The following is a 22,219-nucleotide window of genomic DNA, read 5'->3' as shown; positions in this document are numbered from 1 at the left end:
AAAAATAAAACCGCTGAATTTCAATTTTAAAGTTTCGCAGTTAGTTTCACATTGAAAACACGCGTGGTCATATAATTCGGAATTCCGTATTGAATTTTGGTGTAAGTATCTCTAACCCAAGTGTTGGTAATGGCATTTTGATTGTTAAAAAGATTAAAAATTTCGAAACCAAGTGAAAGGTCTTTGAATTTTTTTAGCCAATGTCCATCAGGTCTTTGATCATTATTTTCGGTTAAAACATAGGAAAACCCAACATCTGCTCTTCTATAATCACGCAAACGGTTTTGGTATTGATAAGGATCTGCATACGATGGCGAACCTCCGGGCAAACCAGTGTTGTAAACCAAATTCAGATACAATTTTAAATTCGGGATTTTTTCTACGTAATCTTGGAACAAAATTCCAAATTTTAAACGTTGGTCCGTTGGTCTGGCAATGTAACCTCGATCGTTTTGATTTTCTTCGGTTTTCATGTACCCAAAACTAAACCAAGATTCAGTTCCTGGAACAAATTCTCCATTTAATCTTGCATCAAAACCTGCGGCATAAGCCTCAGCTTCGTTGTTAGCACGATACCTGATTCTTACATTTTCTATTGTGTAAGTATTAACATCGCTCATGGCTTTGTAATAAGCTTCAGAAACGAATTTAAATGGTCGATTCCACATTTTGAAACTATAATCGTTACTCAAAACCACGTGAACAGATTGTTGTGCTTTTACATCTGGATTTACATTTCCGTCAAAACCACGAAGTTCTCGGTAAAACGGCGGTTGGTGATACAAGCCCCCGGAAAGTCGGAAAACCATATCGGTATTTGCCCAACTTGGTTTGATGGCAAATTGAGCTCTCGGGCTAAAAGTCGTTTGGCTTTTTCCTTTTACATCGCCATTTTCCACTTGCCAATTATGTGCTCTAATTCCTACATTATACCAAACGGTATTGTTGCCAATCATGTCTTTTTTGCTCCATTGAACATAGCCGGAAAGTCTGTTGATCACCACTTCATTAAACGCACGAACATTTTGGTAAGGCAAAAGTGGACCAACATAAGGATTGTAAGGTTGATCATTTGTGGGCAAATCTACAATTGGCGGGTTTAAAGAAAATCCGGCAGAATCAATCACTTCCCATTCTACTAAACGATCCCGCATGTCTTCGCGCGTGTATTTGAAACCCCATTCGAGTTCGTTGTTTTTGATGTTGTGAAATCCTTTGACTTCGGCATTTACAATTAAACCGTCAAGATCGTTTCGGGCGTGGTTGAGTTGCGAACCAATTTCTTGGGTAAAAACCACATCGCCTAAAGAACCGGAACCAATATTGGTATCGATTTCACCAAAACTATAATTAGATTGGATATCAAAATGTTCTTGTTCTTGCGTATTGTAAGCCGAAGCGATAAATTTTAAAGTAAAATTTTCATTTGGTTGAAATACTGATTTTATTGCGCCAAAATAAGTTTCATATTGATCATTTTCCTGACCTTCATATACCACTAACAATGCTTTTGGATCATCAATTGTTCCAAAATTTGTTTGGCGAGTTTTAGGTTCGTAGCGGTATTTATTTTGAGAAATATTTCCAAGAAAACTCCATTCCCATTTTGAAGAAGGATTGTAAGTAATATAAGTTTGAATGTCGGCAAACGTGGGTCGAAAATTCGTTTCCGTTTCTTGACTATTCACCAATAAACTGTTATCGCGGTAACGCAAACCTACAATTCCGGAAAGTTTTTGGTTCTTTGTAGCCGATTCTACTGTTAGGCTTCCGCCAAGTAAACTCGCTTCGAGTGAAGCACCAAAACTTCGGGGACGACGGTACGAAATATCTAAAACTGATGATAATTTGTCGCCATATTTCGCCTGAAATCCTCCAGCTGAAAAATCTACATTTTGCACCATATCGGTATTGGTAAAACTCAAACCTTCTTGTTGCCCTGAACGAATTAAAAACGGACGGTAAATTTCAATTTCGTTTACGTAAACTAAATTTTCGTCGAAATTTCCACCTCTAACAGTATATTGTGTACTTAATTCGCTGTTAGAATTTACTCCGGGAAGTGTTTTCAAAATATTTTCAACTCCGGCATTTGCACCTGGAATCAGCTTAATTTCTTTTGGCGAAATATTGGTAATACCTTCCACTCTTTTTCGGTTATTGTATATTTCGATGGTACCAATCATTTCCACATTTTTACTCAAAACCGGATTAAACTCGTAATCTTCATTTGGTTTTAATTCTAATGTAACACTTGCCGGCTTATTGGAAACGTGCGAAAAAACGACTGCAATTTTTTGATTTGCCGGAACTGTAATTAGGTAAAAACCATTTTCGTTAGAAGTAGCAGAATTGCTTCCGGCGGTAACCGCAACGTCTGCTACGGGTTTTTGCAACTCATCTAATATTACACCTTTAATTCTGGCAGTTTGTGCGTTTGCGGTAAACATCGCCATAAAAAAAATTACGCAGGCGAAATGAATTTTTGTTCTCAAGTTAATGATTCGTTAGGGTTGTAAACTTCTAAAAAAATGCGATTCAAAGATAGTAGAATTTCCTGTATTGTCCGTTACTTCAATTTTTAAATCGTTTTTACCTTCAACGCTAATTCCGTCAGAAAAATCGTAAACAAGGCGTTGGGTTTTGTAATCATATTCCATCAAAATCCATTTTCCGTTCAAGTATCCGTTATAATTGGCAATCCCAGAAAGATTGTCAGAAATGGAAACTTCAAGCGTGTTGAGCGAACTAATCCATTTTCCTTCTTGAAAATTAGGGCTAAAAATTTTAGGTGGCGTAGTGTCTTTTGCCAAAAGAAATTGCCCTAAATCTTTGGTATAAGTGGTAAAAGTATTGTTTTTATACGATGTTTTGTTGTAGCGATAGCGTTTTCCTTGAACCGAAGCGATAAAAGTTTTAGGAATTTCTGCTTCCGGAATTGTTGTGTTTTCAAAACTGATTTGTATGTTGTTATGAACTGGAATTGATTCGTTATGTAGAGTTAAAACAGTATCCTGAATGCCAAAATCGAGGTAAAAATTCTCGTAAAAAGTTCCTGCCGGAATAAATACTGAAACATTATCTTTCGCGTAACTGTTGTCTTTTCGGGCTTTCAAATAAAAAGGCGTCCGTTTTTCCTGCGGCAGCGATGTTGGTGGCAAATTCGAAAATTCTACCGGAATAGTAATGGTGCTTGTATTTCCGTGAAAATCAGAAATTTCGATTTGCAGATTTTGGTACAAATTAGGCGAAATACCAATCATTCCATAAGTATTATTGGCAGAAATAATACTTAACAAATAGGGTTCAACCATGAATAATTTTTGAACGCGTTGACCGGTTCTTTTAAATCTTGGATAGTCGATCAAGGCATTAATGTAGCGACTTTCGTCAAAATGAAAAGTATCAAATTGGTAGAAAAAAAACGGTTTGCCATTACAAGTAGCTTTTACCTTAAAAATTCCGTTTTTGTTGTACGTATTGTCAAAAACATCGTAAGAATTTACCCCGAAACCAACTTTGCCAAAGGCTTTAATCTTAGAAGCCACATAACTTCCATCTTTTTGTTGCGAAAGATTCAATTCGAGAGGTAACCGGGTTTGATTTACTTGAGAGCTGTCGCCAATGGGATATACGACCAAATTATTGACAATAGGTTTTCGTGTGTCTTTAATCATTTTATCAAAGCCAAAAAACATTGGGTTGATGATTTTTTCGGTTTTAGAATCCCGAAACTCAAAGTGCAAATGTGGACCACCGGAACCTCCGGAATTTCCGGAAAAAGCTATTACTTCGCCTTTTTTTACCACTATTTCATTTTCTTTGGGAAACATTTCTACCTCGAAAGAATTTTGGGCATACTGATTTTTTTTGATGTAAGCCTCAATTGTGGGTGATGCTTTTTGCAGATGTCCGTAAACCGTTGTAAAACCGTTAGGATGCGTGATATAAATGGCTTTTCCATATCCCCAAGTGGAAATTTTTATTCGAGAAATGTAACCATCTGCCACAGCGTACACATTTAAACCTTCTTTTTGTTGTGTTTTAAAATCTAATCCAGAATGAAAATGATTGCTTCGCAACTCCCCAAAAGTTCCTGATAAATATAAAGGAATGTCAAGTGGAGATCGAAAATAATCTTGTGGATAATTATTAGTTTGCTGCCCAAAAGCAACGCTTGTAAAAAGGATGATAAAAAGTCCGATTCGCATAGAGTAACGTTTTTGCTAATATACCAAAAGATGTTGAAACGAGCCAACAAAAATTTAAAACCCTAATGAATTAATTATGAATAATTTACAGAAATTAGCGATGTTGTTTATTTAATTTATTGAAAAAAATTGCAAAAGTTATACAGGAATGTTACTTTTGTAAAATAGGTAATGAAAAAGCTCAACAATGAGTGAAATTGCGCAAATAATTGATACTCTTGAAGACAGACTTGCTAAAGTAATCACTCGAGCAGGTCAAGTTGAAAAAAATGCTGCTCTTTTGCGAAGCGAATTAGAGCAGGCCAAGGGAATTATTAAGAAGCAATCCGAAGAAATTTTGACTTTACAAGCAAAATATGATTCGCTCAAAATAGCCAATTCATTGCTTGGCAGTGAAGAAAATAAACGAGATACCAAGCTGAAAATAAATTCATTAATACGTGACATTGATCTTTGCATAGCGCAACTTTCGGATTAAGTTTTTTATGGACGATAAGCTTAAAATAAAAATATCAATTGCGGACAGGGTTTACCCATTAACGGTAGAAATGTCTCAGGAAGAGGGATTGAGAGCCGCTTCGAAAAAAATTGATGCCATGATTAAGCAGTTCGAAGAAAATTATGCCGTGAGAGACAAACAAGATGTGTTGGCAATGTGTGCTTTACAATTTGCATCGCAATTAGAACAACGACAGATAAATAGCACATCTGAAAACACAGAAGCAAACGAAAGACTCCATAAAATTAATGATTATCTTCTCTCGATTCTCGACAGAAAATAAAAATACGTTCTTAATTTCAACTAAAAATACTGCCTACATTAGTTATCTATTTGATAAACTCAACACTAACAAATTAAAATGAGCGAATCGTCATTACTAAAGCAAACTGCCTTTGAGCAGGTCCTTGAACAGTGAGTTAGCTCAAAACTTGTCAATACGAGTTTATACAATACTGCTGATGTAGGCTTTTTTATTATACAAACCTTAAAAACAAACATGGACACGTTAATTATAATCATTTCAGGAATTGTGGGTATTGCAGCCGGATTTGGAATTGCAAAAATTCTGGAAAAAAACAATGTTTCAACCCTGATAAAAAATGCCAAAAAAGAAGCCGGCTCAATTTTAAAAGATGCAAAAGCTGAAGCCGAAACGACTAAACAGCACAAAATTCTACAGGCAAAGGAAAAATTTATTGAAATGAAAGCCGAGCACGAACAAGTGATTTTAGCTCGTGACAAGGCTATTTTGGAAAAAGAAAAAAAATCGGCGGAAGCTGAAAAGAGAATTCGTGATAAAGAATCACAGCTTTCTAACGAAATTGCTCGAAATAAAAAATCCACAGAAGAACTTGAAAATAAAATTGTGGACTACAATAACCGCATTGACATTCTAGACAAAAAAGTAGCTGAAGCTGATAAATTACATAAAAGTCATTTAGAACAGCTAGAAGTAATTTCGGGATTTTCTGCAGAGCAAGCCAAAGACCAATTGGTAGAAAATTTAAAAGCAGATGCCAAAAGTTCGGCAATGGCTTATATCCAAGATACATTAGAAGAGGCAAAATTAACAGCGCAACAAGAGGCGAAAAAAATTATTATCAATACCATTCAACGCGTTGGAACTGAAGAAGCGGTGGAAAATTGCGTTTCGGTTTTCAATATAGAATCTGACGATGTAAAAGGTAGAATTATTGGTCGTGAAGGACGAAACATTCGTGCTTTGGAAGCGGCAACTGGTGTTGAAATCATCGTTGACGATACTCCTGAAGCGATTATCCTTTCTTGCTTTGACCCAGTTAGAAGAGAAATTGCCCGTTTAGCCTTACACAAATTAGTAACTGACGGACGTATCCACCCGGCAAGAATTGAAGAAGTGGTAGCCAAAACAACCAAACAAATTGATGATGAAATTATTGAAGTGGGTAAACGTACAGTAATTGATTTAGGAATTCACGGTTTACATCCGGAATTAATTAAAATCGTAGGACGAATGAAGTACCGTTCATCTTATGGTCAAAATTTATTACAACACTCACGAGAAGTTTCTAAACTTTGTGGAATCATGGCGGCTGAATTAGGCTTGAATGTAAAATTGGCCAAACGTGCTGGATTATTGCACGATATAGGTAAAGTACCAGATACCGAAAGTGATTTGCCTCACGCACTATTAGGAATGCAATGGGCTGAAAAATATGGTGAAAAAGAAGAAGTTTGCAACGCAATTGGAGCGCATCATGACGAGATTGAAATGAAATCTATGTTGTCACCAATCGTTCAAGTTTGTGATGCTATTTCGGGAGCAAGACCTGGAGCAAGACGTCAAGTGTTAGATTCTTATATCCAACGTTTAAAAGATTTAGAAAATATTGCTTACGGATTTCAAGGTGTTAAAAGCGCATATGCCATTCAAGCTGGAAGAGAGTTGCGTGTGATTGTAGAAAGCGAAAAAGTTTCGGACGATCATGCGTCGAGTTTGTCATTCGAAATTTCTCAAAAAATCCAAACCGAAATGACTTATCCTGGACAAGTAAAAATTACAGTAATACGAGAAACTCGAGCTGTGAATATTGCAAAATAAAAAATAGAATGCTAAAAAAACCTCCGTTTGGAGGTTTTTTTCGTTGTTTAGTTAAGAAAAATTCTACATAAATCTTCTAAACAAACGGGCTTTATAAAATAATCCCTTACTTCGTCGGGAAAATTTTTTGCCTTGTCTATATCAACAGGATTATTGGAAGAACTTATTAAATAAATCACAGATTCTTGAGAAAGCGTGCTTTTAATTTTTTTATATTCTTCTAAAAATTGCCATCCATCCATTACCGGCATATTAATGTCAAGCAAGATTAAATCCGGTAAGTTTTCTATTGATTTTTCTTTACCTTTCAATCCTTCAATAGCATCACGTCCATTTTCAAAAAAATGCGGAGTTACTTCAATATTTGACTTCTTTAATAATTTCTTTAAGATAAAATGGTAAATTTTGTCATCATCTACCACAATTACATCGTTAAACTTTTTCATTAAAATATATTTTAAAGGTTGTACCTTTTCCTACTTCACTACTTACTTTTATCTCGCCACCCATTGCTTCCACTTGACTTTTTGTAATGTATAAACCTACACCTCGCGAGTCAGGATGCTGGTGAAATGTTTCATGCATTTTGAAAAGTGCTTCACCATATAATGATAAGTCAATTCCTAAACCATTGTCTGTTATGGATAACACTTTTTTATTCCCTTCTAATCCAGCTTCATACTGAATTTCAGGTTTACTTTCGGGATTTAGATATTTAATTGCATTAGTGGTAAGGTTTAACAAAATGCTTTCAAGATAAGCGCCATTAAATTTTACAATAAAATCTTCTGGTATTTTATTAACAACCTTCATTTTAGATGCTTGAAGATCTTCCCGTACAATTGTCAAAACCCGTTGCAAAAATTGGCGTAAATTCAAATCTGATTTTACGATATTAGGAATTGTATGAACATTGGCCAATTCGCTTAAATGATTGATTGTATTATTTAATTCCCTCGATACGTTCTTAATATGGTTAAAAGTCTCGTCTGCTTGATTAGAACAATTAATTTCATCTTCGGCAAGTGTAAGCAGCATGGTTAAATTTCCGGCATGTGAACGCAGATTGTGCGAAACGATGTGAGCAAAATTTAGCAACCTATTGTTTTGTTCAGTCAATAAATTTAAAGTGGAAATGAGTTCTTCCTCTCGCTGTTTTTGACTTTCAATGTCAGTATGTGTTCCAATGATTCTAGATGGTGAACCATTTTTGTTTCGCTCAGTGATTTGTCCACGATCTAAAATCCATTTATAGGCTTTATTAGGAAGTTTTACCCGATGAAAATTTTCGTAAAATGGCGTTTTTCCGTCAAGATGATTGTTTATATCAGCTAAATATTGTTCTCTATCATCTGGATGAACTCTATTTAAGCAACTGCCTAAATCACTAATATCTTGATTGTCAACTTCTAAAATTTTTAACGATTGATTGGAATAAAAAACTTCGTCATTATTAATATCCCAATCCCAAACTCCTCCAAAAGAGGCTTCAAGTGCAAATTCAAAGCGTTTTTCGGAAATTTTTAAGCGTAATTCGTCCTCTTTTTTCGTGGTAATATCCGAAACACGACCGTAAAAAATGACACTTCCATCTTCATGTTTTTCGGGATTTGCAGTTCCTTTTAACCAAAGCAACCCTTTTTCGGGATGTAAAACCCGATGTTCCATATACCATTGACAAACTTGATCTCTTGCTGTCAATATAGACTTGATAAATCCGGTTAAATCTTCTGGGTGGATACGTTTTTTTAAGATGATTCCGGCATCTTTCAATAAAATTTCGGAATTGAAGCCATATATCTCCGTTGAAGATTTACTGATAAAATTTGTTTGAAAAGTATTATCTGGAAAAATTTTTAATTGAAAAATTAAATCCGGAACTTCTCTCAAAATTTTTTCGTAAAACTTGCTTATAGTAACAGCATTATCAGGATCCAAAGGATTTCCGAAAGGCATTTTAGGGTTTAGTTTGAGATTTTTGGTAATGCAAAAGTAGCTTCCAGAACTTTAGAAATCAGGTACCTTGTAATAAAATCGTTAAAAAACCTATTTTCGTGGATGAAATGCTTCAACAACCGTAGCGAGATGTCTTTTATCAAGATGAACATAAATTTCGGTAGTGGTGATAGATTCATGACCTAACATGAGCTGTATAGACCTTAAATCAGCTCCGTTTTCCAGTAAATGAGTAGCAAATGAGTGCCTAAATGTATGAGGGCTTATTGTTTTTCTTAAATTAATTTGGGTTGCTAAATTTTTTATAATCGTAAAAATCATGGCTCGAGTTAATTGATTTCCGCGTCGATTGAGAAATAAAATATCCTCAAATTTTTTGGAAATTGACTGATTCGGGCGAACGGTTTTTAGGTAAATGTTGATGTATTTTTGAGTATGATTACTAATCGGAACAAATCGCTGTTTATTCCCTTTTCCAGTAATTTTGATAAAACCTTCGTCAAAAAAAAGGTCTGAAATTTTAAGGGAAATTAATTCAGACACCCGTAATCCACAACCATACAATGTTTCAAGCATTGCACGATTTCTTTCGCCTTCCTTGCTAGACAAATCAATAGACGTAATTATTTGATCTATTTCTTCTACAGAAAGTGTATCGGGAAGTTTCCTGCCTATTTTTGGTACTTCTATCAATTCCATGGGGTCAGTTTTTCGGTAATCTTCAAAAATCAAATAACTAAAAAAACTGCGTAATCCCGAAATAATTCTGGCTTGAGATGCGGCATTCACATATTTTGAGATTTCGTAAATAAATTGCTGTATTTCTTCTTCGTTAATATCAACAGGCTTAGTTTGAATATTTTTTTCTTCTAAAAAATGCACTAATTTTTCTACATCCAAAACATAGTTTGAAATAGTGTTAGCCGAAAGCCCACGCTCTATTTTAAGATAATCGCTAAAACTTTTAATATATGAATTCCAGAACTGCATTTATCAATGTTTTGTTAAGTGTAGTGAAAATTTGCTATAAATGAAATAAATTCAGGTATGATACAAAAATACAAAATGAGAAATTTAGTTGTGCTTATTTGGATGAATTGTATATTTTCCGGTGTCCTCGGTCAGGAAAAAGAAACAGATTCCATTATCCAACTGACACAAGCGGGCTATTTTGCAAAACTAGGGTTGAATTATGCCGCTGCAACAAAAGGTCATTTATCAAAAAACCCTGATGCAAGAACTAGTTTTTACGTAGGCGGTGGCGTTGAATTGCCGCTTACCAATTCTGTTTCACTTCAACCAGAAATATTGTATTCACAGCAAGGATTTTATCAAAATATTGGTGACGAACCTTTGCGAAATCAATATTACCAAAAATTAAATTATTTAAACTTGCCCATTTTAATTAAATACTATTTTATTAAAGACTTTTCATTTGAAATTGGACCTCAAATTAGTTTCAACATTTTATCGGACAGAAGTGATGCTCCTGAATTAAGTGAAGAGATTTTGGGAAAAACAAGAAAACTAGACGCCGGAATTGCTACAGGTTTATCCTTCAGATTTGAGTCAGGATTATTAATGACCATACGATTTAACCAAGCATTCACCGAAAATATTGTAGATGCAAAAACTAAAAACACCGTAATTCAGCTTGGAACTGGTTTTAAATTTTAAAATTATTTTAACATTTTGAAGCCATTTATCAACCAAAGTTTATACAATCATAATTTAGCATTTACATTATAATACTATTCCGGCTATTTTGAGCGTTAACGGACTGTGAATTGGCATTTTTTTTAGAGTTTACGCTATTTTTCATAATTAATTTTGGAATACAAACCCTAATTAATTAAATGTTATGAAACGAATTACAAAAATTTTTGGAAGTGCAATGTTGTTAGCATTATCTTTTGGTGCAAACGCTCAAATGAACGATGGTACTACTCGAACAGCAAGTTTTGGTGTAAAAGGTGGTGTTAACTTTGCAACGATTGCTGGAGGAGACGATTTCGACAGTCCCGATTCTCGTACCAGTTTTCACGTAGGTGTATTGGGAGAATTTCCTGTGGCAGACATTTTTTCTATTCAAGTGGAAGCATTGTATTCTGGTCAAGGATTTGAGTCAGACATTGACGGCGAAATCTTTGGTGGCGAAGGAAAAGTGGAATACCAATTGGATTATATTAATGTTCCGGTTTTAGCAAAATTATACGCTACCAGAAATTTAAGCTTTGAAGTAGGACCACAATTTTCATTTAAAGTAAATGAAGAAATTGACGCTGACGCCAATGCTGACGGAGGCGATTTAGACTTAGACGAAGCCAAAGATTTTGAACTAGGAATTGCTGGAGGTTTGACTTTTCAAACTGACATGGGACTTTTCGCAACGGGAAGATACATTTACGGTTTAACTGACATCATCGAAAATAGAGATGCGAGAAACTCGGTTTTTCAAATTGGTATCGGTTATAAATTTTAATATTTAATCAGCAGAATAAAATTTATTCCAAGAACAAATTCCAAGAACATACCTCAAAGAGCAATTAGCTTTTTGAGGTATTTTTATTTATTGAAAAAATAGCTAACAGGGATCATTATCTCAATAGAATATCCAAATTATCCTATACAATCATAAAAGCTTGTTTTAAATAAGAAAACTTATAATAAAGATATACTGCAATATATTCGTAAAATGTTTAATCTTCATAAAATCAATTTTTATATAGTAACTAAAATAAAACTGGAAAGCATTATCGATAAAAAAAAGAGCCCGATTCATTATCGGGCTCTTCTTTTTAGCACCTTTTAGATGCCTAAAATTTTGTACAAGAATTACGTCATATCACGTAAATATGTTAATTTTTGCTCGCTTCTTTTTGAGCGTCCTCAACCATTTTTTCATTAGCGGTAATTGCAAATTCAACTCTTCTGTTTTGAGCTCTTCCCTCAACAGTATCGTTACTTGCTATAGGGTCGGCAATTCCCATTCCCGTTGTTTTAAAACGCGATGCTACCAAACCTTTACTAATTAAATAATTTTTTACGGCATCAGCACGTTGGTCCGATAAAGTTAAATTATAATCTGCAGGACCTGTACTATCAGTATATCCGTAAATAACAATATCAGTATCTGGATAAGAATTGAAAACAGTTACCAATTTATCTAAATTTGCTTTTGCCGCAGCAGTCAAAGTAGATTTATTAGTATCAAAACGAACCGCATTCTCTTTTAAAGTTAATTTAATACCTTCTCCTACTCTTTCTACTTCAGCTCCAGGAACAGCATTGTCAATTTCTCTAGCTTGTTTGTCCATTTTGTTACCTATAACGCCACCGGCAACACCTCCCACAACACCTCCTAAAACGGCTCCAAGTGCTGTGTTTCCTCCTTTTCCTAAATTATTCCCCAAAACTCCTCCAATTACAGCTCCAGCTGCCGTTCCAATTGCGGCTCCTCGTTGCGTATTGTTAGTATTTTTAACGGCTTCACAACTTGTAAAAAAGCTAGAAATTCCAAAGATTCCAGCCACCGCGAATATTGCTAATTTTTTCATTTTTTTTCTGTGTATTTATTTAAGTTATATGGATTAGTTTACTTTAGTAAATTGGTAGATAACGTCGGTCATTTTTCCACCAACGTCAATTCTATCAACAAGCTGGAATGAATTTTCGCTTGCGTTGGCAACATTTAAAATGTAACCGTCACGTACTTTTTTAGCTTTCAATCCAGCGTCTAAAACTTTAAGTACAAATTGCCCTTCTTTATTTACAAACCAAGTAATTGGCGAGCTAAATGCCGGACATCCTGCTTTAGTCAAAGCCATTTCTCCTTTATTGTTATTCGAAACAAATTTCCACGTACTTCCTTCAAAACATTCAGAATCGGCAAGTTGAAATGAATTTACTTTAATGTACTCAGACCCAGGATAATTAACTGAACTAATAATCCAGTTTCCTTTCATAATTCTTTCGGTTTTGTTGTCAACTTTAGTGTTAGTGACACTTGTTGATTTACAAGAAAAAAACAAAGCGGCAAAGGCACTTACTAAGATTAATTTTTTCATAGGTTAAAATTTTATTTGATGTTTTTAATACAAATATACTCCAATCGATGATTTTTTGTTAAAAACGAACCGGATATTATCTTAAAATTAACAATTATGACAATTTGTCATTTTTTAAATTTTGGTACTTTGTTTGACTAATTGAAACCAACATTCAACATAAATTTTAAAAAAATTACGATATGGCTACTGGAAAAATCAATGTTTCGGTGGAAAATATTTTTCCACTCATTAAAAAGTTTTTGTACAGCGATCATGAAATTTTCTTGAGAGAATTGGTTTCAAACGCTACTGATGCAACTTTAAAATTAAAACATTTAACTAACATTGGCGAAGCTAAAGTAGAATATGGCAACCCTATTATCGAAGTTAAAATTGATAAGGAAGCCAAAAAATTACACATCATTGACCAAGGTTTAGGAATGACAGCGGAAGAAGTTGAAAAATACATCAACCAAGTGGCTTTTTCTGGTGCAGAAGAATTTCTTGAAAAGTATAAAGATTCTGCCAAAGATTCAGGAATTATTGGTCATTTCGGTCTTGGGTTTTATTCCGCTTTCATGGTAGCAGAAAAAGTGGAAATTATTACCAAATCTTTTAAAGATGAACCAGCTGCTCACTGGATTTGTGACGGAAGTCCAGAATTTACTCTTGAAAAATCGGATAAAACGACCCGCGGAACTGAAATCATTTTGCACATCGCCGAAGATTCTTTAGAATTTTTGGAAGAGAATAAAATTGCCGGACTTCTTGAAAAATACAATAAGTTCATGCCTATTCCAATTAAATTTGGAACCAAAACCCAAACGCTTCCAAAACCAGAAAATGCAACGGAAGATTATGTGGCGGAAACTGTAGAAGTTGACAACATTGTAAACAATCCAAATCCAGCTTGGACAAAGCAACCAAGCGACTTGAACGAGGAGGATTATAAAAATTTCTACCGAGAATTGTACCCAATGCAATTTGAAGAACCACTTTTCAACATTCACTTGAATGTCGATTATCCGTTCAACTTGACAGGAATTTTGTATTTCCCAAAAATGTCGCAAGACCTACAAATTCAAAAAGATAAAATCCAGCTGTACCAAAATCAAGTTTTTGTAACAGACAACGTGGAAGGTATTGTTCCGGAATTTTTGACAATGTTGAAAGGGGTGATTGATTCGCCGGATATTCCGTTGAATGTGTCGCGTTCCTACCTCCAAGCTGATGGTGCCGTGAAGAAAATTTCAAATTACATCACCAGAAAAGTGGCCGATAAATTGAAATCTTTGTTTACCGAAAACCGTGAAGATTTTGAACAAAAATGGAACGATATCAAAATTGTTCTGGAATATGGAATGCTTTCGGAACCAAAATTCTACGAAAAAGCGGGAGCATTTGCATTATATCCAACGGTTGACGGAAAATTTTTCACTTTAGAAGAATTAAAAGAAAAAACCAAAGACAATCAAACTGATAAAAATGGAAAATTAGTATTGCTTTATGCGTCGAACAAAGAAACGCAACACAGTTATATTGAAGAAGCAAAAACTAAAGGTTACGAAGTATTGTTATTAGATTCGCCAATTATATCGCATTTGATTCAAAAATTAGAGCAAGATAATGAAAATGTGACCTTTACTCGAGTGGATTCTGACCATATCAACAATTTGATTAAAAAAGAAGAAGAAACGATTTCAAAATTGTCTGACGACGAGAAAGAAAAATTAAAAACCGAGTTAGAATCAGTGATTTCGGATCAAAAATATTCTGTTCAACTGGAAGCGTTAGACAGTCAATCCGCTCCGTTTACCATTACCCAACCAGAATTTTTACGCAGAATGAAAGAAATGAGCCAAACAGGTGGTGGCGGAATGTTTGGCATGGGAAATATGCCGGAAATGTATAATTTGGTAGTGAATACCAACCACGAATTGGCTTCAAATATTTTAAATTCAACCGATAAAACACACCAAGAAGCCTTGGTAAAACAAGCACTTGACTTGGCAAAATTATCGCAAAATTTATTGAAAGGCGAAGAATTAACCGCTTTTGTAAAACGTAGTTTTGAGTTGATTAAATAAAAATATTCAAAAAATTTCAAAACCTGCAAATTGATTCTTGCAGGTTTTTTTATTCAATAATCCAAAGCAATACCGGTTTTTCAGCAGCTTGTAATTTAACATCTAAAACCCGCATAAATGGATTAGAAACTGCCGGACAACCCCAACTGTTGGGTGAATATTTCGGAAAAATTTCTTGGTTAGCAACTGCATCCCAACTATGCAAAACCACCACTCTTTTCACGGCATTAGCGTTAGAATTTTCCAAGCCGTGTAACCAATACTTGACATTAATTCCCCACGAACTATAATCGCGTTTACCAATTTTATATTTGCCTAAAGACGAGCAGTGACTGTCATTTTTATTACTAAACTTTGCTACTTCTTCGCTATTTTGATTGACTTCAAAAACATCGCAACTTCCATGTGTTACCAAATTTTTTAAAATAATCTTTTTCTGTTTAAAATCATACACAAAAAAACGATTGGTTCCAGAATGTTGCGACAAATCGACTAAAAAATAATACGAAGTTTCGTAATCATTTGTTTCACAAAAACGGAACGCTTCGGAGTGAAAGTTACTGTAATCACGCTTGTTTTCGACCTTGATTTCCGTGCTGTTTCCACAACCTATTATTTGCAAAACAAAAAAAAGTAACAATTTTTTCATTAAAATTTGACGGTTTTATAATTGCATAACTTTTAAGTTGTAAAAAAATTATATGCTTTGAAAAAAAATCCTACACTTCAAAATGAAATCCAATTGCTAATTCTTCGTAATCCAATAATTTTAGCCCTATCTTTGCCCGCTTTTTTAATTTCAGGAAGATAAATATGACACAAAATAATATACTCAAAGGCGTTTTTTTAGTGGGACTTGGCGCCACAAGTTACGGGATGTTGGCCACGTTTGTAAAAATGGCATATGGCGAAGGTTACACCACTGCCGAAGTAACGACTTCACAATTTATTTTTGGAATCATCGGAATCTTGATGATCAATGCTTACCAACACAATAAAAATAAAGGCGAAGTGATAAAAGCCAGCCGAAAAAATATTTCACAATTAATGCTTGCCGGTTCTTCAACAGGTTTAACAAGCGTTTTTTATTATTTGGCTGTAAAATTTGACATTCCGGTTTCGATTGCCATTGTTTTATTGATGCAAACGGTTTGGATGGGTGTTTTGCTCGAATGGTTTTTGGAGAAAAAAATTCCTTCAACCATCAAAATTATTTCAGTGATGATTGTACTTATTGGAACCGCTTTGGCTACTAATTTAATCAACTCAAACATTAGTTTAAATCCGCTTGGTTTATTTTTTGGAATGTTAGCAGCAGCATCATTTACCACCACAATGTTTACCGCTAACCGCGTGGCTACTGAAATTTCTTCGGCTCAAAGAAGTTTGTATATGTTGTTAGGCGGCGGAATTGTAGTTTTTATTTTTGCCATGATTTCGCAAATTATTCCTAATTATTTTCCGGCTTTCGCCGAAGCGATTGGCGTTTTTGCAACAGCCCAAGATTATAATTTTAAAATATTTCTCAAATGGGGAATCATATTATCGCTTTTTGGTACGATTATCCCACCAATGCTTCTCAATGCAGGTTTTCCACTTACCGGAATTGGATTAGGAAGTATCGTTTCGTCATTAGAATTACCTGTTTCAGTATTGATGGCGTATTTTTTATTGCATGAACAAGTTTTATTTGTACAATGGATTGGCATTATCTTGATTATTCTTGCCATTGTCATTATGAACGTTCGCGTCAAAAAAAATTGAAAAATTTCATAATCAATCTGCTCTAAATGTTTCTACGTATTAATTGAAAATTAATTGCACATTTGCATCGTTTTCAAAAACTCAAAAATACCACCGATGAAAAATTTGTCTTTAAAATCTATTATTGACATTACTTTTATCACCATTTTATTTGTATTTGCAATTCTCGGATATTCCATTTACAACAGAGCCGAAATGGTGAAACAAAACCGGTTACTGGTAAACCGAACAAGTAATATCAATGCTACTTTAGAAAAAATGCTCTCGAGTACCATAGATATCGAAACGGGTTCGAGAGGTTTTACCATTACTGGTGAAGATAATTATTTAGAAGTTTACGATAACGGACGAATTGAGCTAAAAACCTGGATTGATTCTTTAAAATCCATGAATGAAACCGATGCTTCTAAACTTGAAAAGTTAGACTCTATTGAAGTTTTAATCCAAAACAAAGCCAATTTTAGTTCATTAATGATTAAAACCCGGAAAGAAAAAGGCATGACAGAAGCTATTTCTTTAGTACAAAAAGGTCGTGGTAGAGCATTAATGGATTCCATAAGGATTTCCATCGAAAATTATCAGCAAGAAGCATTGTCAACCCTAGAACAAGCACTTCGGGAAACAGAAGAAAACGTTCAGGCGAGGAATAATAATTTCTTCTGGTTTTCAGGAATTAGCTTCTTATTATTAGGTTTTTCTTACTATAAAATCAGGCAAAACGCTACACTTTTGGTACGTGAAAAAGAAATTCAAAAAAATCTTTTAGACGAGTTAAGTTATCAAAACCTGCAGTTAAATGATTTTGCCAATATTACTTCTCATAACTTAAGAGCTCCGGCAGCTAATATTACCGCATTAATTTCCACTTTAGACGAGAAAAGCAATGTAGAAGAATTTCAAACAGTTTTTCAATTGCTTAAAAAAGTAGCCGAAAATCTTAACGAATCCCTTAACCAATTGATGGAAGTTTTACACATCAAAAAAAATAAAAAAATTGAAAAAGAATTATTATCTTTTCAGGAAATTTATACTAAAACAATTGAAACCTTGCAAGGAATTATATTGCAAAGCGGAGCGAAATTTATCGTAAATTTTAATGATGTTCCCGAAATTGTGTATTCGAGAATTTATCTGGAAAGCATTTTTCACAATTTAATCAGCAACGCAATTAAGTATAAAAGTGCGGATAGAATTCCAGAAATTTCTATCAGTACTCACAAAACCGAAAATAGTTATTGCCTGAAAATACAAGACAACGGTTTAGGAATTGATTTAGAAAAATACGGCGATAAAATATTTGGAATGCACCAAATTTTCCACAACCATCCTGATGCAAAAGGTGTAGGATTGTTTATGACCAAAGCACAAATTGAAAGTTTAAAAGGAAAAATTTCGGTAGAAAGTAAAGCAGGAAAAGGCACCACTTTCACCGTTTATTTTTAAAAAAAATCGTTGATTATGGACGAAATTGTAAATTATTTTTCCACGATTCCTTCCACTCACAGAGCCTTAATTTTAGTTGGTGGAATTGCCGTTTTTTGGTTAATCGAAAACACTTTTCCACTTTTTCATTTTGATTATAAAAAATGGAATCATGCCGGAATCAACATTTTTTTTACAATCACCACAATCATCGTCAATTTCGTCCTTGCATTTTTATTGCTGTTATCAGCAGACTGGGCCGTTGCCAAAAAATTTGGCGTATTGCAATGGTTGCCCCAAATTCCGCTTTGGCTTTTTGCCTTAATCGGATTATTGATTTTAGATTTAATTGGAGCCTATTTAGCACATTTAGTACAACATAAAACTAAATTTCTCTGGCGTTTCCACCTCATTCATCATACTGATACGTGGATTGATACCACTTCGGCAAATCGTCATCATCCTGGAGAAAGCATCATTCGATTTATTTTTACGGTTCTAGCCGTATTAATTTCCGGTTCACCAATGTGGCTTGTTTTTTTATACCAATCAATGTCCGTTATATTTTCACAATTCAATCATGCTAATCTCTCGCTTCCGCAAAAGTTAGACAAGTTTATTAGTTTTTTTATTGTTTCACCAAATATGCACAAAGTACATCATCACTATCAATTACCTTATACTGATAGTAATTACGGCAATATTTTTTCTATTTGGGACAGAATGTTTGGTACGTTTTTAACTTTGGAAAAAAGTAAAATCATCTATGGCGTTGATACACACATGAACCCTGAAGAACACAATCAATTGTCAAGTTTAATCAATATTCCCTTTTGGAAATCTTGCTCACCAGAAAAAAAATTGAATGAAAAATGAAGCCCTTTTTAAAAAGTAATCGATTTTTTTATTAATATTGAGTCAACTTTTAAAATAAAATTTATTTCTCTAGGATTAATTTTCAAGTGATGAAAAAAAGCAAACGCGTAGAACTGAATCGCGACGAACTCGAAAAGCTATATACATTAGCATTAGAAGAACGAAACCCTTACGAAATTATTAAAAAAGAATTGGGTTGTTCTGAACAGGAAGTGAATGATTTGATGAAAAAAAGACTTCCGGCAGATAAATATGAGTTGTGGAAAAAGAAAGCTATGGCTGCAAAACCAAAGCCAAAACCACCTAAAATTGATGATTTTGACGATGATCTCGATGGCAAATATTACATCAAAAATAAATTTGATTAACCTTGAAACTCCCTTCGCGGAGTTTTTTTTTATATAAATTATGACAAAAAAAATCTTCCTGCTTTTTATCTTAATTATAGTCTTGACGAAAGTTTCGGCTCAAGAAAAATTCTCAGTAACAGAAATTTCGGTAAATCCTATATTAAACGGAAGCTTGTATCTACCGGAAAAAGACGGCAAAAATTTAGTCATTGTAATTGCCGGATCCGGACCAACTGATCGAAACGGAAACCAAATTGGCGTAAAAAATAACTCTTTAAAACTTTTAGCCGAAGGATTAGCAAAGCAAAATATTTCCGTTTTTACCTTTGATAAACGCATCATTGCCGAGATGAAAAATGGTAATTTCTCGGAAGGCGAATTGACGCTGGATTCGATGATTGTTGATGTTGAAAGAATTATTTCGCATTTTGAAAAAACAAAAAAATTTAAAAAAATAATTTTGGCAGGCCACAGCGAAGGCAGTTTGATTGGGATGAATGCTGCGAAAAATTCAGTAGATGGATTTGTTTCAATTGCGGGAGCTGGAAGAACTTTAGATAAAATTTTAGTAGAACAAATTGGTAACAGAATGCCTGCTTTAAAAGCCGAAACAGCCAAAAATTTACAATTACTTAAGGAAGGAAAACCAATTGAAAAAGTAAATCCAATTCTAGCATCTATTTTTAGACCAAGTGTTCAAAATTATATGAGATCTTTATTACTACACGATCCCCAAAAAGAAATTGAACAATTAAAAATCCCCATTTTAATCATTAACGGCACCAAAGACATGCAAATCCCCGAAACTGATGCAAAACTTTTGCATCAAGCAACACCCCAATCAGAACTAGTAATTATCGAAAACATGAATCATGTTTTAAAAGAAATTAAGAATGGTGAGGAAGAAAATATGGCTTCGTACGCTAACGGAGATCTGCCTGTAATGCCTCAATTGATTGAAAGTGTTGCTAACTTCGTTAAAAAAATTTAAAAACTGTAACATTAACTTTGAAGTTAAATCTAATCAGGAAAAATTTACAATGAAAAATATTTTGAACCTTTTAACAATCACTTTTTTGGTGAATTTTGGTTACGCCCAAAATAATTCGACTGTGAAAGTGACAATCGATTTAAATGTGGTAAAAGATGACAAAGTGATGGTTTCTATCGTTCCGCCGGCGATAAAATCAAAAGAAATTACTTTTTATATCCCTAAAACCGTTCCCGGAACCTATTCTGAAGATGATTACGGAAAGTATATCGATAACTTTAAAGCATTTGACAGCCAAGGAAAAGCCTTAAAAATTGCCAAGTTTGATGACAATTCCTGGAATATTTCGGACGCAAATAAAATTGCCAAAATAACCTATTGGGTCAACGACACATTTGAAAATGAGGAAAACCATAGCATTTTTTCGCCTGCAGGAACCAATATTGATGAAGGCAAAAATTTTGTCATCAATACTCACGCCTTTGTAGGATATATTAAGGATTTTATGACTAATCCGTACGAAGTAACAGTTTTGCATCCGGCTGAAATTTGGGGCGCAACTTCATTAACGGATACGGATAAAAGTGATAATATAGATGTTTTTTTAACCGAAAATTATTCTCAATTAGTTGAAAATCCAATAATGTATGCCAAGCCGGATTACAAAATATTTTCGGTTCAAGAAATGGAGATTTTAGTTGCGGTTTATTCGCCAAACGCGGTCGTTTCGGCAGCCCAAGTATCTCCTGATTTAGAAAAAATGATGAACGCTCAGAAAAATTTTCTGGGGAAGATAAATTCAACCCAAAAATATAGCGTTTTAATTTACTTGTCAGACGTGAACCGTAATGATGCTCAAGGCTTTGGAGCTTTAGAACATCCAACCGCTACTACAGTTGTCATGCCCGAAGCCTTGCCTTTGGAACAATTAAATGAACAATTGAAGGACATTGTTTCGCATGAATTTTTCCACATTTTAACACCGTTGACCATTCATTCTAAAGAGATTAAAAACTTTGATTATAACAATCCTAAAATGTCTAAACATTTATGGATGTACGAAGGTGTCACGGAATATTTTGCAAACTTATTTCAAGTCAATCAAGGTTTAATTTCCGAAGACGATTTTTATAACCGAATGGCAGGAAAAATTGTAAATGCTTCGAAAATGGACGACACCATGCCGTTTACCAAGATGAGTGCCGAAGTTTTAAAAAAACCTTACAAAGACCAATATCTAAATGTTTATGAAAAAGGCGCATTAATTGCGATGTGTTTGGATATTCAAATTAGAGAAAACACTAATGGCGATAAAGGACTTCTAGATCTTATGCAGCAGCTTTCAAACGAATATGGCACGCAAAAAGCCTTTAACGATGACGAACTTTTTAAAAAAATTGAGCAGTTGACCGCTGCAAATATTCGTGAATTTTTAGACATTCACGTGGCAGGTCCAACTCCAATTAATTATGCACAGTATTTTGAAAAAATGGGCGTTCGTAAAGCACAAATTGAAGTTCCGGGAAATGTTTTCATTAAAAACCAACTGCCAACAGTAAATGTAAATCCGGCAACTAAAGAAATATTCGTACTCGAAAGCTCTGAAAATCAAGAGTTTTTCAAAAGTTTAAATGCCAAAGGAAATGACATTATTACTGAACTCAACGGTATAAAATACAATCTCGAAAATATCTATGATTTGCTAATGGAAAGCCAAACTTGGAAAAACGGAGATACTATTACAATGAAAGTAAAACGCGATGGAAAAGAGATAGAACTAAAAGGCAATTATAAAGCACCAACTGAATTTTCAGAGGGCTGGAGAGCTACAGACGATTCAAAAAAAGAATTAAAAAACGCTTGGCTGAAAAATTAACTTAAAAGTTTGTAATTTTTAGGAAGCTCCTGTAAACTAAAAACTTTTTCGTTAT

General features: G+C 34.2%; 20 protein-coding genes and 1 other RNA gene. 13 read left to right on the top strand and 8 right to left on the bottom strand.

The features are described from left to right. Positions 1 to 26: 26 nt before the first annotated feature. Both GV828_RS06735 and GV828_RS06730 read right to left on the bottom strand, forming a co-directional pair. The gene (locus GV828_RS06735) at positions 27 to 2,456 is read right to left on the bottom strand and encodes a TonB-dependent receptor (protein ID WP_166536718.1); all 2,430 of its coding nucleotides are present in this window, start codon (positions 2,454 to 2,456) and stop codon (positions 27 to 29) included. A 51-nt stretch (positions 2,457 to 2,507) separates the two neighbouring features. Beyond that, entirely contained in the window at positions 2,508 to 4,211 is a 1,704-nt protein-coding gene (locus GV828_RS06730) for a M23 family metallopeptidase (RefSeq protein WP_166536717.1), read from the bottom strand. Between the two features lie 187 nt (positions 4,212 to 4,398). Between GV828_RS06730 and GV828_RS06725 the strand changes: the two genes are divergently transcribed. The 4 genes from GV828_RS06725 (at position 4,399) to rny (ending at position 6,793) form a co-directional block, all read left to right on the top strand. Then, a complete protein-coding gene (locus tag GV828_RS06725; protein ID WP_166536716.1) occupies positions 4,399 to 4,689 on the top strand; it encodes a hypothetical protein in 291 nt (96 codons plus the stop codon). 7 nt (positions 4,690 to 4,696) lie between these two features. Then, positions 4,697 to 4,993, top strand: coding sequence for a cell division protein ZapA (locus GV828_RS06720; RefSeq protein ID WP_166536715.1), 297 nt, complete (start codon positions 4,697 to 4,699; stop codon positions 4,991 to 4,993). A gap of 57 nt (positions 4,994 to 5,050) precedes the next feature. Then, positions 5,051 to 5,157: non-coding RNA, 6S RNA (ssrS, locus tag GV828_RS06715), on the top strand. Between the two features lie 52 nt (positions 5,158 to 5,209). Next, positions 5,210 to 6,793, top strand: coding sequence for a ribonuclease Y (gene rny, locus GV828_RS06710; protein WP_166536714.1), 1,584 nt, complete (start codon positions 5,210 to 5,212; stop codon positions 6,791 to 6,793). A gap of 47 nt (positions 6,794 to 6,840) precedes the next feature. On the opposite strand, the gene GV828_RS06705 is transcribed toward rny, so the two are convergent. The 3 genes from GV828_RS06705 to xerD all read right to left on the bottom strand — a co-directional run bounded on the left by GV828_RS06705 (position 6,841) and on the right by xerD (position 9,739). Then, on the bottom strand, positions 6,841 to 7,239 hold the full coding sequence (locus GV828_RS06705; protein ID WP_166536713.1) for a response regulator: 399 nt from the start codon (positions 7,237 to 7,239) through the stop codon (positions 6,841 to 6,843). Beyond that, complete coding sequence (locus GV828_RS06700) at positions 7,226 to 8,749, bottom strand: PAS domain-containing sensor histidine kinase (RefSeq protein ID WP_166536712.1); 1,524 nt, start codon at positions 8,747 to 8,749, stop codon at positions 7,226 to 7,228. Before GV828_RS06700 ends, GV828_RS06705 begins: the two co-directional genes overlap by 14 nt. 90 nt (positions 8,750 to 8,839) lie before the next feature. Continuing rightward, positions 8,840 to 9,739 (bottom strand): site-specific tyrosine recombinase XerD, encoded by a 900-nt coding sequence (xerD, locus tag GV828_RS06695; protein WP_166536711.1) that lies wholly within the window; start codon positions 9,737 to 9,739, stop codon positions 8,840 to 8,842. A gap of 75 nt (positions 9,740 to 9,814) precedes the next feature. Here xerD and GV828_RS06690 point away from each other — a divergent pair, with 75 nt between their 5' ends. Beyond that, entirely contained in the window at positions 9,815 to 10,426 is a 612-nt protein-coding gene (locus GV828_RS06690) for a porin family protein (protein ID WP_166536710.1), read from the top strand. 184 nt (positions 10,427 to 10,610) lie between these two features. Further along, the gene (locus GV828_RS06685) at positions 10,611 to 11,231 is read left to right on the top strand and encodes a porin family protein (protein WP_235935423.1); all 621 of its coding nucleotides are present in this window, start codon (positions 10,611 to 10,613) and stop codon (positions 11,229 to 11,231) included. A 376-nt stretch (positions 11,232 to 11,607) separates the two neighbouring features. Here GV828_RS06685 and GV828_RS06680 read toward each other — a convergent pair whose 3' ends face one another. Both GV828_RS06680 and GV828_RS06675 read right to left on the bottom strand, forming a co-directional pair. Then, complete coding sequence (locus tag GV828_RS06680) at positions 11,608 to 12,306, bottom strand: OmpA family protein (protein ID WP_166536709.1); 699 nt, start codon at positions 12,304 to 12,306, stop codon at positions 11,608 to 11,610. Between the two features lie 33 nt (positions 12,307 to 12,339). Beyond that, positions 12,340 to 12,816 carry a lipocalin family protein gene (locus tag GV828_RS06675; protein ID WP_166536708.1) on the bottom strand — a complete coding sequence of 159 codons (477 nt, stop codon included), beginning with the start codon at positions 12,814 to 12,816 and terminating at the stop codon, positions 12,340 to 12,342. A gap of 182 nt (positions 12,817 to 12,998) precedes the next feature. On the opposite strand from GV828_RS06675, the gene htpG reads away from it, so the two are divergent. Beyond that, on the top strand, positions 12,999 to 14,885 hold the full coding sequence (gene htpG, locus GV828_RS06670) for a molecular chaperone HtpG (RefSeq protein ID WP_166536707.1): 1,887 nt from the start codon (positions 12,999 to 13,001) through the stop codon (positions 14,883 to 14,885). Positions 14,886 to 14,934: 49 nt separating this feature from the next. Here htpG and GV828_RS06665 read toward each other — a convergent pair whose 3' ends face one another. After that, positions 14,935 to 15,534 carry a murein L,D-transpeptidase catalytic domain-containing protein gene (locus GV828_RS06665; RefSeq protein ID WP_166536706.1) on the bottom strand — a complete coding sequence of 200 codons (600 nt, stop codon included), beginning with the start codon at positions 15,532 to 15,534 and terminating at the stop codon, positions 14,935 to 14,937. A gap of 164 nt (positions 15,535 to 15,698) precedes the next feature. Here GV828_RS06665 and GV828_RS06660 point away from each other — a divergent pair, with 164 nt between their 5' ends. From GV828_RS06660 to GV828_RS06635, 6 genes are all read left to right on the top strand, one after another. Next, positions 15,699 to 16,649 carry an EamA family transporter gene (locus tag GV828_RS06660; RefSeq protein ID WP_166536705.1) on the top strand — a complete coding sequence of 317 codons (951 nt, stop codon included), beginning with the start codon at positions 15,699 to 15,701 and terminating at the stop codon, positions 16,647 to 16,649. Positions 16,650 to 16,745: 96 nt separating this feature from the next. Then, on the top strand, positions 16,746 to 18,092 hold the full coding sequence (locus GV828_RS06655; protein WP_166536704.1) for a sensor histidine kinase: 1,347 nt from the start codon (positions 16,746 to 16,748) through the stop codon (positions 18,090 to 18,092). A 15-nt stretch (positions 18,093 to 18,107) separates the two neighbouring features. Then, entirely contained in the window at positions 18,108 to 18,947 is an 840-nt protein-coding gene (locus tag GV828_RS06650; protein WP_166536703.1) for a sterol desaturase family protein, read from the top strand. 89 nt (positions 18,948 to 19,036) lie between these two features. Beyond that, on the top strand, positions 19,037 to 19,315 hold the full coding sequence (locus tag GV828_RS06645) for a DUF2805 domain-containing protein (RefSeq protein ID WP_166536702.1): 279 nt from the start codon (positions 19,037 to 19,039) through the stop codon (positions 19,313 to 19,315). Positions 19,316 to 19,355: 40 nt separating this feature from the next. Beyond that, positions 19,356 to 20,288 carry an alpha/beta hydrolase gene (locus tag GV828_RS06640; protein ID WP_166536701.1) on the top strand — a complete coding sequence of 311 codons (933 nt, stop codon included), beginning with the start codon at positions 19,356 to 19,358 and terminating at the stop codon, positions 20,286 to 20,288. Positions 20,289 to 20,337: 49 nt separating this feature from the next. Continuing rightward, complete coding sequence (locus tag GV828_RS06635) at positions 20,338 to 22,164, top strand: M61 family metallopeptidase (protein WP_166536700.1); 1,827 nt, start codon at positions 20,338 to 20,340, stop codon at positions 22,162 to 22,164. The last annotated feature ends 55 nt before the right edge of the window (positions 22,165 to 22,219 follow it).

It is taken from the genome of Flavobacterium ichthyis (assembly GCF_009915155.1).
In the GTDB taxonomy this organism is placed as follows: Bacteria; Bacteroidota; Bacteroidia; order Flavobacteriales; family Flavobacteriaceae; genus Flavobacterium; species Flavobacterium ichthyis.
The sequence above is the reverse complement of the archived record's forward strand: the minus strand, read 5'-3'. Positions and strand labels throughout refer to the sequence as shown.

Excerpts from the sequence above, each read along its gene's own strand:
- GV828_RS06700 (WP_166536712.1), bottom strand. The coding sequence starts at position 8,749 with ATGCCTTTCGGAAATCCTTTGGATCCTGATAATGCTGTTACTATAAGC.
- GV828_RS06690 (WP_166536710.1), top strand. The coding sequence starts at position 9,815 with ATGAGAAATTTAGTTGTGCTTATTTGGATGAATTGTATATTTTCCGGT.
- GV828_RS06650 (WP_166536703.1), top strand. The coding sequence starts at position 18,108 with ATGGACGAAATTGTAAATTATTTTTCCACGATTCCTTCCACTCACAGA.
- GV828_RS06685 (WP_235935423.1), top strand. The coding sequence starts at position 10,611 with ATGAAACGAATTACAAAAATTTTTGGAAGTGCAATGTTGTTAGCATTA.
- GV828_RS06660 (WP_166536705.1), top strand. The coding sequence starts at position 15,699 with ATGACACAAAATAATATACTCAAAGGCGTTTTTTTAGTGGGACTTGGC.
- GV828_RS06720 (WP_166536715.1), top strand. The coding sequence starts at position 4,697 with ATGGACGATAAGCTTAAAATAAAAATATCAATTGCGGACAGGGTTTAC.
- GV828_RS06635 (WP_166536700.1), top strand. The coding sequence starts at position 20,338 with ATGAAAAATATTTTGAACCTTTTAACAATCACTTTTTTGGTGAATTTT.
- GV828_RS06665 (WP_166536706.1), bottom strand. The coding sequence starts at position 15,534 with ATGAAAAAATTGTTACTTTTTTTTGTTTTGCAAATAATAGGTTGTGGA.
- xerD (WP_166536711.1), bottom strand. The coding sequence starts at position 9,739 with ATGCAGTTCTGGAATTCATATATTAAAAGTTTTAGCGATTATCTTAAA.
- GV828_RS06675 (WP_166536708.1), bottom strand. The coding sequence starts at position 12,816 with ATGAAAAAATTAATCTTAGTAAGTGCCTTTGCCGCTTTGTTTTTTTCT.
- GV828_RS06680 (WP_166536709.1), bottom strand. The coding sequence starts at position 12,306 with ATGAAAAAATTAGCAATATTCGCGGTGGCTGGAATCTTTGGAATTTCT.
- GV828_RS06640 (WP_166536701.1), top strand. The coding sequence starts at position 19,356 with ATGACAAAAAAAATCTTCCTGCTTTTTATCTTAATTATAGTCTTGACG.
- rny (WP_166536714.1), top strand. The coding sequence starts at position 5,210 with ATGGACACGTTAATTATAATCATTTCAGGAATTGTGGGTATTGCAGCC.
- GV828_RS06730 (WP_166536717.1), bottom strand. The coding sequence starts at position 4,211 with ATGCGAATCGGACTTTTTATCATCCTTTTTACAAGCGTTGCTTTTGGG.
- GV828_RS06735 (WP_166536718.1), bottom strand. The coding sequence starts at position 2,456 with ATGGCGATGTTTACCGCAAACGCACAAACTGCCAGAATTAAAGGTGTA.
- GV828_RS06725 (WP_166536716.1), top strand. The coding sequence starts at position 4,399 with ATGAGTGAAATTGCGCAAATAATTGATACTCTTGAAGACAGACTTGCT.
- GV828_RS06655 (WP_166536704.1), top strand. The coding sequence starts at position 16,746 with ATGAAAAATTTGTCTTTAAAATCTATTATTGACATTACTTTTATCACC.
- GV828_RS06705 (WP_166536713.1), bottom strand. The coding sequence starts at position 7,239 with ATGAAAAAGTTTAACGATGTAATTGTGGTAGATGATGACAAAATTTAC.
- GV828_RS06645 (WP_166536702.1), top strand. The coding sequence starts at position 19,037 with ATGAAAAAAAGCAAACGCGTAGAACTGAATCGCGACGAACTCGAAAAG.
- htpG (WP_166536707.1), top strand. The coding sequence starts at position 12,999 with ATGGCTACTGGAAAAATCAATGTTTCGGTGGAAAATATTTTTCCACTC.